Raw genomic sequence first — 12,254 nt, forward strand, 5'->3', positions numbered from 1 at the left:
TGTTACTGAGACTAAAAACTATTTTTCAAAAGCATAAACCAAAGTAAACTTACCCTCAAAATTATCCGATTCAATTTCCTGATAATGTACATTAAAGTCCTTTATCAGATCATCAAAATGAAGACTTGCCTGCGTTTGGGTTTTATCTAAAGAAAAGTTGCTCACATTGATATGATCTTTAAAACTTATACCTTTTTCATTTCTAATTTTAAAGATTGCTTCTTTGGCTCCCCAGATAACGGTAAGTTTTTTTATATATTTTTCAGTAGTTGATGGATCTAAATAATCGCACTCATAATCTGTGAATTTATCAGCAATTCTCTGAATTTTTTCGCGTTGCAATTCCATGTCAATTCCAACTTTTTCGTGGCTTATAATTATTGCCGCAAAGTGATACGAATGCGTAATTGAAATATGATTATGGCAATCAAAATACGGTTTCCCGAATTCATCATAATGCAAATCTTTATCAGTAAAACCCATTTCCTGAATCAGCATTCGAACGCTCAAAAAAGCACGCTGATGCATTTGTGATTTCATTCCGTCCAATCTCTTCTGTGTTTTTTCTTTCAACACAACTTTACTCAATAATTCTTCTAGGGATTCTGTAATTTCCCAAATTAAGATTTTAGTCGTTTCATCAAATTGTATGGTCTGAAATAGAGGCATTTCTTTTTAATTATAAATTGTAAATGGTTAATTATAAATTGTTTCCTTAGATTTTTTTCAACCAAAAAAAAGTAATTTTAAGGAAACATAACTTTAGGTTAAAAAATGAGTTAAGTAAATTTAAGCAATTCCTTATAAAAGTGCATAGTTATGAAACTATTTTAAATGAACTTATATCACTTATATGGTTTAAAAACGATTTTCAAACTAACATTCTAAGGATTAAGAAATTAAAGATTTCACAAATCTTACAGAAAATAGTAAAATTCAAAAGCTATTCCTTAAATTTGCAAAAAATTTACAATTATACAAATATAATATAAATGAGTACTACAACTACGCCTTATGTGGCTTATAAAGTAAAAGACATTTCTCTAGCGGCTTGGGGAAGAAAAGAAATTGAACTAGCTGAAGCTGAAATGCCAGGTTTAATGGCACTTCGCGCTGAATACAAAGACGAACAACCATTAAAAGGTGCTCGTATCGCTGGATGTTTACACATGACGATTCAAACTGCTGTTTTGATCGAAACTTTAATTGCTCTTGGTGCAGAAGTTACTTGGTCTTCTTGTAACATTTTCTCTACTCAAGATCAGGCTGCTGCTGCTATTGCTGCTGCTGGAATTTCAGTTTACGCTTGGAAAGGTCTTGACGAAGAGTCATTTGACTGGTGTATTGAGCAAACTTTATTCTTTGGTGAAGACAGAAAACCATTGAATATGATTCTTGATGATGGTGGAGATTTAACTAACATGGTTATTGATCGTTACCCAGAATTAGTTTCTGGAATTAAAGGTCTTTCTGAAGAAACTACGACTGGTGTTCACAGACTTTACGAAAGAGTAAAAGCTGGAACTTTACCAATGCCTGCAATCAACATTAATGACTCTGTTACTAAATCTAAATTTGATAACAAATACGGATGTAAAGAATCTGCTGTAGATGCTGTACGTCGTGCAACTGACTTAATGTTAGCTGGAAAAAGAGTTATCGTTTGTGGATACGGTGACGTTGGAAAAGGAACTGCTGCTTCTTTTAGAGGTGCAGGTTCTATCGTAACAGTTACTGAAATCGATCCAATTTGTGCTTTACAAGCTGCAATGGACGGTTATGAAGTTAAAAAATTAAACACTGTAATTGCTAATGCTGATATCATCATTACAACTACAGGAAATAAAGATATCGTTCTTGGAGAGCACTTCGAGCAAATGAAAGACAAAACTGTTGTTTGTAACATTGGTCACTTCGATAACGAAATTGATATGGCTTGGTTAAACAAAAACCACGGTGCTTCTAAAATCGAAATCAAACCTCAGGTTGACAAATACAACATCAACGGAAAAGATATCATCATCTTAGCTGAAGGTCGTTTAGTAAACCTTGGTTGTGCTACAGGTCACCCAAGTTTTGTAATGAGTAACTCATTTACAAACCAGACTTTAGCTCAAATCGAATTATGGAACAACAGCGCAGCTTACAAAAATGAAGTTTACATGTTACCAAAACATTTAGATGAAAAAGTTGCTGCTTTACACTTAGCTAAATTAGGTGTTGAGCTTGAAGTTCTTAGAGAAGATCAAGCTGCTTACATCGGCGTTGAAGTTCAAGGTCCATTTAAACCAGAATACTACAGATACTAATTAATTTTAGATTGTAGATTTCTGTCCCGAAGCCTCGGGATTAGATTTCTTTAAAATCATATATCAAACCCGACAGGTTTTAAAAACCTGTCGGGTTTTGTTTTTAGTCTTTTGTAAGAATTTTATTTATACATTTGACGTTCTTAAATTTTTATAATTATGATTTCTACAAAAAACTTTAATCTATTACCAAAAAAACAAGAATTTCAAAATCTTTGCAAAGCCATATCCGTTTTAGATGCAATTATTTGTCCAGAATGGGAATTTAGATATTATTCATACAATTCAAAATGGGGAGAAGGAGAGGAATTTTGTGAAATGAGAGATGGATCTGGTGATCTAATGAACATTCTTTTCATTGAAGACAAATGCATCATAAGTGGTTTTGCACATGAACTTCAAAACAATGAAAAAGTCAATGTAACCAAAAACTTACCTCAAATATACCATGAGTTTATATTTGGTGAGCCAGTTACATCAAATGGAACATCATTTTGTTTATGGATAAATGAAAACAATAATTGGGAAACTGGTAATGTACTTGATTATAATGATAGCTCAGGAGAGATGCTAGCAATTTTCGATGGAAATCCTCAAACATATATTGATTGGGCAAGTGAATATTTTGAAGATTCATATATGGAAACAGGCATTCCATTTGAAACTGTAAAAGAAATTTATGCTGGAAAGATTTTAACAAAAGAAATGGTGTTGTCAATTGTTGAACAAGTTGAAGACTGGCAATCGTTAGAAGATGATTTAAAAGAAATAAATTATCCCTATGATTTCAAAATTTAGTGATGGGAAATAAATTTCTACAATTATACATTCAAACCCGACAGGTTTTTAAAACCTGTCGGGTTTTCTGTTTTTATATTTCAGGTAAAACATTTCTATCAAAAAATTGTACGTTTATAAATATCTGCTTACTTTTAATAACCAGAATAAGAACCTATTTCTCAAATACTTAAATAGTACGCACTTGAAAAAAACATCTTATTTACTCGTCTTCTTTTTTTTATTGTGTCTTCCACAGCTTATTTTTTCTCAGGAAAAAAAACCTAAAGTCGTATTAGTTTTAAGCGGCGGGGGAGCAAAAGGAATTGCACACATTCCGCTTTTGCAAAAACTCGATTCTTTACACATCGTCCCCGATCTTATTGTTGGAAATAGTATGGGGAGCATCATTGGAGGTTTATATGCCATGGGCTATTCTGGAGATAGTATCGAAATAATGACCAAAAATATTAATTGGGACAAACTTCTTGGCGGAGGCCAATCGTTGCGAGCTGTAAGTGCCGAAGAAAAAAGAGAATTTCAAAGATATCTAGTCGGAATTGGTATTAAAGATGGAAAACTCAATAACATTGGCTCTCTTTTAAATGATCAAAATCTAAGAGAATACCTTTCTGAATTAACCTTTCCTGTGTATAACGTTAAAGATTTTGACAGTCTCCCGATACCTTTTAGAGCAATGGCCACTGATCTCGCTGAAGGGAAAGAAGTTATTTTAAGCAAAGGTAGTTTGGCTTATGCCATGAGAGCTAGTATGTCGTTGCCTGCCATTTTCAAACCAATGCCTTATGAAAAATCAATATTGGTAGATGGCGGAGTATTAAATAATTTCCCGACTGATGTTGCCAAACAAATGGGCGCTGACATTATTATTGGTAGTGACGTGGGTGGCGGAATGGAACCCGTAGATAAGCTGAATAATATTATGACCGTATTAATGCAAACCAGCATGTTTCCTAGCAACATTAAAAATCCCGCAAATCGTGATTTGTGCACCATATTAGTTGATCATCTGCCCAATCTCCGTTTCTCAACAGCTGATTTTGCCGATAGTAACGAAATCTACAAAGACGGAAAAATAGCAACAAATCAAAATCTTCCAGCTTTAATTGCGCTATCCGAAAAGCTAAAAGCATTTCCGCAGCGAACACACAAATTGCCCGATATGCCCAAAGAATTTGTTCTTGATACTATCGTTTATAAAAAAATAAGTCCAGAAAACCTTCCTTTGGTAATTGGAAGAGCAAATCTTAAAACACATGTAAAATATACCACAAAAGATTTAATTGCAGGACTTAACAGAGCTATGGGCACTAATCTTTTTGAAGAGATAACATACAGTTATTTCATAAAAGACGAAGACAAACTCGGGATTACCTTGTTTGGATTTGAACGTGCTAAAAATCAATTGAACACCTCTATTCATTATGATACTTACAGAGGTGTTGGAATCATTTTTAATTATACCGGAAGAAACGTCTTAGCAGATGCTTCCCGCCTTTTAATAACCGCCGATATTGCTGAACAGCCTAAAGCCAGAATCAATTACCAGAAAAATTTTGGAGGACACAGAGAATGGTGGTGGATGACTGAAGCCTATGGTGCTTTTCTAAGACAAGAAATCTACATCAATGGCAAAGCTTCAGATAACATACTTTATAATGCTTTTGAATTCAACAATGAAATAAACAGAAATTTAAACTCTCTGAAAAGCTATTTTGGTTTTGGCCTAAACTATCATTATACCAATTTAAAACCAAAATATGATCGAGAATACAATCCGAATTCCATTTCAATAACCGATTACAATTTTAATAACATCGAATTCAACATGCATTATTCCTATAATGATATGGATAAAGTGTATTTTGCAACAAGCGGAACAATTATAAAATCAAATCTAGCCCGATCATTCCTTGCTGATGTTAACGCCTCTTTCTCCGACCCAAATTTAACAGCCATTTCTGGTTCAACAAATAATTACACTAAATTTGGCTTTACATTTGAAAAAAGAGCACTGTTAAAAAAGAAAATTACTGGAATCATCGGGTTTGATTCTTATTTTATTTTTCAGGATAAACTCAAAGAAAATCAAATTCCGTTTTCAGAATTTGGTTATGCTTCAAAATATTTCTTAGGCGGAATAATTCCAAGCTCCGGAAGTAACCGTTTTCAGTTGCCGGGCTTGCACGAAGACGAACTTAATGTTACGCAATATATGGGACTAAAACTTGGTTCTCAAATAAATCTAATTGGAAAAATTTATCTCACACCTCATTTTAATATTGCAACCGTAGGCTTTGATACTTTTAACAATTACATAGACCATGCATTTAATCCAAAAGGCAATTGGGATGACAACATTGAACCTAGCCTTGTAATATCTGGAGGCGCAGCAGTTTCTTATGAATCCATTTTAGGCCCAATTCATTTTGATACTTCATGGATAAACAACATCGACAAAGTGCGATTCTTTTTTAGCGTTGGATTATCCCTTAATCCTTAAAAGAAAGAACTTAATATTCTAGTTTCAGATTTAAAGTTTCAATTTGGCTCATAGTTTTTAAACAAACTAAAGCCTGAAACTTGAAACAAAAAAATAATCTGGGCGTGCCACCATCCCAATAAGAGGGCAAAAATACTTTCTGCTTATTCGCCCTCTTATCGGGATGCTGTCGGGCTATCCGCGCTACTTCGGTAGCCTGCTTCTATCCCTCACGCTCACGTAAACCAAGAACTATTTAAATTAACAAGACATTTACAGTTTTTTTAGTTTATAACTTTAAATTTGAACTTAAAGCCTTTTAAATTCAAAAAATGATCGAAAAAATCTCCTGTGACATTCACGGTTCAAAAGAAATGTCTTTTACTTGCATTCATATCGCAACTGCAATAGATTCAAAAAAACAAGTTGGATTTTTCTATTCAGAAGCCGAAGAAGATCTTCCGCAAATTGCTTGGTGCGGTTCCTGCGAGCAATATCTTTTGGATAATGGAGAAGAATGGACAGAAACTTTTCAATCTCTCGCCGATTTCAAAATGCTATGTTCTGATTGTTTTGAAGAATCAAAAAACAACGAAGCAGAAGCTCATCTTAGATAAATTCACTTCGCATGAAAAAGATTATTCCTTTTTTTATATTCGCCCTTTTTACTTGTTCGGTATTCGCCCAAAGCAATGACATCTGGACTGCATTTCCCAATAAGGATACTACATTAACTGGGTTTAAAGACAAAAACGGAGTAATAAAAATAAAACCCAAGTTTAATGGTTTTACCATTGCCCGAAAATTTGAAAATATAATTGCCGTTACTGAAGAAGAAAACGGCAATTGGAAAAACTATTATTTAACCAAACAAGGAAAGATTGTTGGGCGAGATAGCTTATATGTATTTGATAATGGACCAGACTGCGAAAACGAAGGTTTTATAAGATTTACAGATCGTAAAACTGATAAAATGGGAGTATTTAATGCCGAAGGAAAAATTGCAATTCCAGCAGAATACAGCGCCTTAACCAAAGTAAGAAACGGAATGATTACGGTTTTGAAAGACGCCAAAAAACAACAAGATGGAGAACACTTTTTCTGGAACGGAGGAAAAGAGTTTTTAATCGATATCGACAACAAAGTCCTGATTGAAAATTTCACCTATAATGATGATTTAAATTTTTATTCTTTAGAGAAGTCAAAAGAACCTAGCAAAGATCCAACTAGAGACAGTTTTCTTGGAGTTGATGGACAATATTATTCTTTCATAAATTTTGATAAAGAGTTTAAATATTGGCTAGAAAATACATTGCTTAAAGATTTATCTAAAGCCAATTTAGAGAAACACGCTTTCGAAAAAATTACTTATTGGAAAGAACCAGACGGCTGGATCAACGCGCCTAAAACTAAATTTATCAATCAGAATTATACTTATCTAAAGTTAAAACTTCAGGAACTCAAAAATCCAAAAACAGATTATTTTATTTCTTCTAACGGATTAAATCAATTTATTTTTGAATCGAACGAATACGACATTTATTTCAACAATTGTAATGAATCTAAAGACTGGATTTACCCAACAATGGATATTGTTATCAATCCAAAAAAACAAACCGATCGCGGACAGGATCATTTCGAGTTTCTAAGAACTGAAAACGGATATCAATTGATTAGTGTTTCTTCTAGAACAGATAATCTTAAATAATTCTTTCCGCTTTAAAGTCTAACCTTGTAAAAAAGTAAACTATGAAAAATTTTCTATTTTTATTTCTCGCTATAATATTCGAAATCATTGCAACTTCAGCATTAAAAAAGTCTGAAGAATTCACCAAATTGCTTCCAAGTATTATTACTATTATTGGCTATTGCGGTGCATTTTATTGTTTGAGTTTTGCCATTAGAACCATTCCTGTTGGTTTTGCTTATGCAATTTGGTCTGGAGTCGGCATTGTTTTAATCACCATTATTGGCGCTATTTTCTTCAAAGAAATTCCAGATTTACCAGCAATTATTGGTCTTGCGTTAATTGTAATTGGCGTAATTGTGATTAATGTTTTTTCTAAGACTGTGGCGCATTAGAATTGAAGTTTCAGGTTTCAAGTTTCAAGTTATGCTGGAACGTGAAACCTGAAACTTGAAACTAAAACAACTAAAAAGCATTTCCGCAAGTTTCGGATTTTATAACTTTAGAAACCAATCGATATTTGTATTATAAAATGGAAAGAAGATGAACACACAGGAAACCATAAATTATAATCGTATCGCTGAAGCTATAGATTATATCAAAGCTAATTTTAAAGATCAGCCCAATCTGGACGAAGTTGCAGAAAAAGTACATTTGAGTCCGTTTCACTTTCAAAGACTTTTTAGTGAATGGGCAGGAACGAGTCCGAAGAAGTTTTTACAATATACAAGTATAGAACACGCTAAAAAGCTACTTAAAGAAAATCAGGCAACAATTTCTGAAACTGCTTTTGAGACTGGACTTTCAGGAACTAGCCGACTTCATGATTTATTTGTAAATATCGAAGGAATGACACCTGCCGAATATAAAAATGGAGGAAAAAATCTTGAGATCAATTACAGTTTTGCCGAAAGTCCATTTGGGAATATTATTGTTGCGTCTACTCAAAAAGGCGTTTGTTTTATGGCTTTCGCCGAAGATGAAATCACTGGATTTATTGCGTTGAAAGATAAATTTCCGAATGCTCAATTTTCGAAAAAACTGGATTTATCCCAGCAAAATGCATTGTTTATTTTTCAAAACGATTGGAGCAAATTATCTGAAATCAAACTGCATTTAAAAGGAACCGATTTTCAATTAAAAGTTTGGGAAACTTTACTAAAAATCCCAATGGGACAGCTTTCTACTTACGGAACTATTGCGCATCAAATTCAGAATCCAAATGCATCGCGAGCGGTTGGAACAGCAATTGGAAGTAATCCTGTTGCATTTTTAATTCCGTGTCATCGCGTGATTCAATCTTCGGGAACTTTTGGCGGCTATATGTGGGGAAACACCCGAAAAACTGCCATTATCGGCTGGGAAGGCGCGCAAATAAATCCATAATCATCTTTTTCCCGCCACGAATTCACGAATTTTCTTTTTAAAATCTTTGCGATTATTTATTCGAATTAATTCGAATAATATTAGATAAAGTATTTAAAAAGAAAATTCGTGAATTCGTGGCGGAAAAAACCTCAATCTAAAACTTCTTTATGCAAAATATACAATCCAAAATTGCTTCTCAAAACTGGGAAAGCATCACTGAATCTATGCACGAAAATGGCTTTGCTATCATTCCAAATATCTTAAATAACGAACAATGCGAAGATTTAAAATTTGATTACCACAATCCGAATTTATATCGAAAAACAGTGGTTATGGAACGTTATCGATTTGGTTTAGGCGAATACAAATATTTCAATTATCCGTTGCCCGATTTAATCCAAAATATTCGAACTTCAATTTATCCAAAACTGGCTCCGATTGCTAATTCTTGGATGAAAGCGTTGAACATCAATACCATTTTCCCAAACAAACACGAAGAATTATTGAAAAAATGTCACGATAATAATCAATTGAAAGCGACGGTTTTAATTTTAAAATATGGAAAAAGCGGATTCAACACTTTACATCAGGATTTATATGGAGATGTATATTTTCCTATTCAAATTGTGCTTTTTCTAAATGAACCCGATGAAGATTTTACTGGCGGTGAATTTGTGTTGACTCAACAAACTCCCAGAGCACAATCGAAAGCCATTGTTTTGAAACCCAAAAAGGGAGATATTCTAGTTTTTACAACCAATTTTAGACCAGTAAAAGGTACAAAAGGCTATTATCGTGTGAATATGAAACATGGTGTAAGCGAAGTTCAATCTGGCGAAAGATATACGTTAGGAATTATTTTTCATGATGCCCTTTCGTGATTTTTTTTTCGCCACGAATTCACGAATTAAACTAATTCTATCCGCATAGATTTTAAAAATAATTCGTGAATTCGTGGCGGAAAAACTGCAAACTTTAGACGCACTGCAGTGGGTCTCTACAGAATAAAATATCTATAAAAATAAATGGTAAAACATACTAAAATTTCAGATTCAGATCTTCGCATTAAAATTAAAAAAGGCGAAATTTGTTTCGGTGGCAACCAAAAATTAAAAATCTACGGAACGCTCAAATGCTCTTCGGGAAAAAGAATGAAAAAAGAAAATCGGGTTTTCTTTTTATCTGAAAATGACGCCAAACAAAATGGTTTCAGGCCTTGTGGACATTGTATGAAATCGGAATATCAAAAATGGAAAAATGGACTTATTTAATCCTCAAACTGACGAAACTACAAATCTGCTTCCGAAAGATGGAACGGTGAATTATTATGGAAAATGCTTCTCCAGACAAGAAGCCGATTTCTATCGCGATGTCTTATTAAATACAATTGAATGGAAAAATGACGAAGCAGTGATCTTCGGGAAATTAATTTTAACCAAACGAAAAGTTGCTTGGTACGGCGATCAAGAATTTGAATATACGTATTCGAATACAACCAAAAAAGCGTTGCCTTGGACTCCTGAACTTTTAAAATTAAAGAAAATCATTGAAGAAAAAACGGGAGAAACTTTCAATTCTTGTCTCTTGAATTTATATCATACTGGCGAAGAAGGAATGGCGTGGCATAGCGATGCAGAGAAAGATTTGAAAAAGAATGGAGCAATTGGATCGGTAAGTTTTGGTGCCGAACGCAAATTTGCCTTCAAACATAAAGAATCTAAAGAAACCGTTTCCCTGATTTTGGAACATGGAAGTTTATTGGTTATGAAAGATGAAACACAAACGCATTGGCTACATCGATTACCTCCAACAAAAACAACTCAAAAACCTCGAGTAAATTTGACTTTTAGAACTATTGTGAGATAATAATTTTACTTCTTTTTGGCTGCGACATTTTCATACGAGCGTATTAAAGCGTCTTCAAACATTTCGGGTCTTGCTCTTGAAAGTTCAACAATTGTCCAGCCTTGTTTTCCCCATTTATTTGGAACTTCATAGAAAATCTTTTCGCTTGACGAACAAAAAACGGATTGATCTATTTCGTTTAATTTTATAACGGCGCGATTATTTTTTTCGTCAAAAGTGGCAAAAATTTTCTTTTTGATTCGAAAGGAAGTTTTCTCAAAATGAGGTTCTTCGGTTGCATCTGGAAATGACATTGCTAATTTTCTAAATTCTTCAATTGAAACCATAATCATCATTTTTAAAGATTACTTTTTACCAACCTTGATTCAGTCCGTTTTTGAGTACCTCATCATATTTTTCTTTATCAAAAGAATACAAATTAGGAGCTTTGTGCGCTACGTTGCTTTTCTTTTCGTCAAGCTTGGTAAGAATTCCGATATTAGTGATTTTACGTAAAAAGTTTCTACGGTCTAATTTTTTGTCCAAAATCGTTTCGTATAATTTCTGTAATTCCGGAATTGTAAATTTCTCTGGTAATAAATTGTAACCTATTGGCATTAAATTCAGTTCGGTTCTTAAAGTATCTAATGCTTTATCCAAAATTTCTCTGTGATCTAAAATAAGTTCTGGCACTTCTTTATGATCAATCCATTCTACTATTTCATATCTGCCTATTGGATTTGGAAGAATTTTTGAAAAATCCACCAAAGCATAATACCCAATCGTTACAAAACGGCGCATAAGCCATTTTCCTTTTTCTTCTTCAATTTTAAGGTATTCCAATATCTTTTTATCAAAATGCTGTTTGTTACGATCTACTTTTCCAAAGGTGGCAAATTGTCTTAAAAAGACTCCATCAACGCCAGTTCTGCTATTCAATACCGTAATCGCGGCTGTATCTATATCTTGATCTACAGGAATAAATCCGCCGGGTAAGGACCATTTATTGGCACGTTCCACTTTGATCAATAAAACTTTGAGCTGATTATCATGAAAGCCAAAAATGACGCAGTCTATAGAAAGTCCAGGCTGGTAATTTTCGTTATTATCTATAATGTCTTTTAACATCGAATACGGTATAAATACTTTCTTTTAATAACTCTGCAATTTACTTCATTTTTACAAATCTGAAACATTTTTCAAAAAATAGGAATCAAATTTTCATTGAAAACAAAAGTGTGTAAATCACAATTTTAACTTAAATTTAAAGTTCAAATTTAAAAAAAATAATTACATTGCGTCATAATAACACATTAACGATTCAGATTGTTAAATTCTAATCGAAATCCAGAAAAAACATTGCTGTAAATCTTGTTTTTTCTTCAAAATAAGTATTGAAAGTTAAACCCAGAAGTTATGAATGCCAATCCGTTAAAAAGTATCAACAAAAAAATTAGAACCAAAATCTGGTCTTCATTCGGGTTTGTTTCTAAAACTTATCTTCTAGAAGCTTCTTTAAAATATAGCGAAGAACAAGAAAGAATTTTCAATGAAATGATTGTTGATACCGATGTAAAAAACAAAAAGGCAAAACAAGAAGCTTTTGAAAAAGCATTGTATGCTTCATACAAAGGAATTGGAGCTATGGATTTTGTAAATACTGTTTTAAAATAAATACCTTACACATTTTTAGTAATTTATAATGCCTGCCTCACTTCGGTGAGGTTTTTTTATTATAAATTTTACACTCGCATGAAAGAAAATG

14 protein-coding genes are annotated in these 12,254 nt (G+C 33.1%); 11 read left to right on the forward strand and 3 right to left on the reverse strand.

Annotated features, from left to right (window positions below):
• Positions 1-18 precede the first annotated feature (18 nt).
• Complete coding sequence (locus V6624_RS06925) at positions 19-669, reverse strand: 4'-phosphopantetheinyl transferase family protein (RefSeq protein WP_338841371.1); 651 nt, start codon at positions 667-669, stop codon at positions 19-21.
• Positions 670-992: 323 nt separating this feature from the next.
• Between V6624_RS06925 and ahcY the strand changes: the two genes are divergently transcribed.
• The 10 genes from ahcY (at position 993) to V6624_RS06975 (ending at position 10,510) form a co-directional block, all read left to right on the forward strand.
• Positions 993-2,309, forward strand: coding sequence for an adenosylhomocysteinase (gene ahcY, locus V6624_RS06930; RefSeq protein ID WP_338841373.1), 1,317 nt, complete (start codon positions 993-995; stop codon positions 2,307-2,309).
• Positions 2,310-2,468: 159 nt separating this feature from the next.
• Positions 2,469-3,107: a hypothetical protein gene (locus V6624_RS06935; protein ID WP_338841375.1), complete on the forward strand. Its 639-nt coding sequence runs from the start codon at positions 2,469-2,471 to the stop codon at positions 3,105-3,107.
• Between the two features lie 184 nt (positions 3,108-3,291).
• Positions 3,292-5,610, forward strand: coding sequence for a patatin-like phospholipase family protein (locus tag V6624_RS06940; RefSeq protein ID WP_338841376.1), 2,319 nt, complete (start codon positions 3,292-3,294; stop codon positions 5,608-5,610).
• Between the two features lie 311 nt (positions 5,611-5,921).
• On the forward strand, positions 5,922-6,206 hold the full coding sequence (locus V6624_RS06945) for a hypothetical protein (protein WP_338841377.1): 285 nt from the start codon (positions 5,922-5,924) through the stop codon (positions 6,204-6,206).
• An 11-nt stretch (positions 6,207-6,217) separates the two neighbouring features.
• The gene (locus V6624_RS06950; RefSeq protein WP_338841379.1) at positions 6,218-7,297 is read left to right on the forward strand and encodes a WG repeat-containing protein; all 1,080 of its coding nucleotides are present in this window, start codon (positions 6,218-6,220) and stop codon (positions 7,295-7,297) included.
• Between the two features lie 41 nt (positions 7,298-7,338).
• On the forward strand, positions 7,339-7,671 hold the full coding sequence (locus tag V6624_RS06955; protein WP_111288101.1) for a DMT family transporter: 333 nt from the start codon (positions 7,339-7,341) through the stop codon (positions 7,669-7,671).
• A 148-nt stretch (positions 7,672-7,819) separates the two neighbouring features.
• Positions 7,820-8,662: a bifunctional helix-turn-helix domain-containing protein/methylated-DNA--[protein]-cysteine S-methyltransferase gene (locus V6624_RS06960; protein ID WP_111288103.1), complete on the forward strand. Its 843-nt coding sequence runs from the start codon at positions 7,820-7,822 to the stop codon at positions 8,660-8,662.
• A gap of 149 nt (positions 8,663-8,811) precedes the next feature.
• The gene (locus V6624_RS06965; protein ID WP_338841381.1) at positions 8,812-9,525 is read left to right on the forward strand and encodes a 2OG-Fe(II) oxygenase; all 714 of its coding nucleotides are present in this window, start codon (positions 8,812-8,814) and stop codon (positions 9,523-9,525) included.
• Between the two features lie 144 nt (positions 9,526-9,669).
• Positions 9,670-9,915, forward strand: a complete 246-nt coding sequence (locus V6624_RS06970; protein WP_338841383.1) for an Ada metal-binding domain-containing protein — start codon at positions 9,670-9,672, stop codon at positions 9,913-9,915.
• On the forward strand, positions 9,902-10,510 hold the full coding sequence (locus V6624_RS06975) for an alpha-ketoglutarate-dependent dioxygenase AlkB family protein (RefSeq protein ID WP_095927994.1): 609 nt from the start codon (positions 9,902-9,904) through the stop codon (positions 10,508-10,510). Before V6624_RS06970 ends, V6624_RS06975 begins: the two co-directional genes overlap by 14 nt.
• A gap of 5 nt (positions 10,511-10,515) precedes the next feature.
• Here the strand turns inward: V6624_RS06975 and V6624_RS06980 are convergent, their stop codons facing one another.
• Positions 10,516-10,836 (reverse strand): MmcQ/YjbR family DNA-binding protein, encoded by a 321-nt coding sequence (locus V6624_RS06980; RefSeq protein WP_338841385.1) that lies wholly within the window; start codon positions 10,834-10,836, stop codon positions 10,516-10,518.
• Between the two features lie 25 nt (positions 10,837-10,861).
• A complete protein-coding gene (locus V6624_RS06985) occupies positions 10,862-11,617 on the reverse strand; it encodes an NUDIX hydrolase (RefSeq protein WP_338841386.1) in 756 nt (251 codons plus the stop codon).
• A 288-nt stretch (positions 11,618-11,905) separates the two neighbouring features.
• Between V6624_RS06985 and V6624_RS06990 the strand changes: the two genes are divergently transcribed.
• Positions 11,906-12,163 carry a hypothetical protein gene (locus V6624_RS06990; RefSeq protein ID WP_111288115.1) on the forward strand — a complete coding sequence of 86 codons (258 nt, stop codon included), beginning with the start codon at positions 11,906-11,908 and terminating at the stop codon, positions 12,161-12,163.
• The last annotated feature ends 91 nt before the right edge of the window (positions 12,164-12,254 follow it).

Source organism: Flavobacterium ginsenosidimutans (assembly GCF_037478105.1).
Lineage (GTDB): Bacteria > Bacteroidota > Bacteroidia > Flavobacteriales > Flavobacteriaceae > Flavobacterium > Flavobacterium ginsenosidimutans.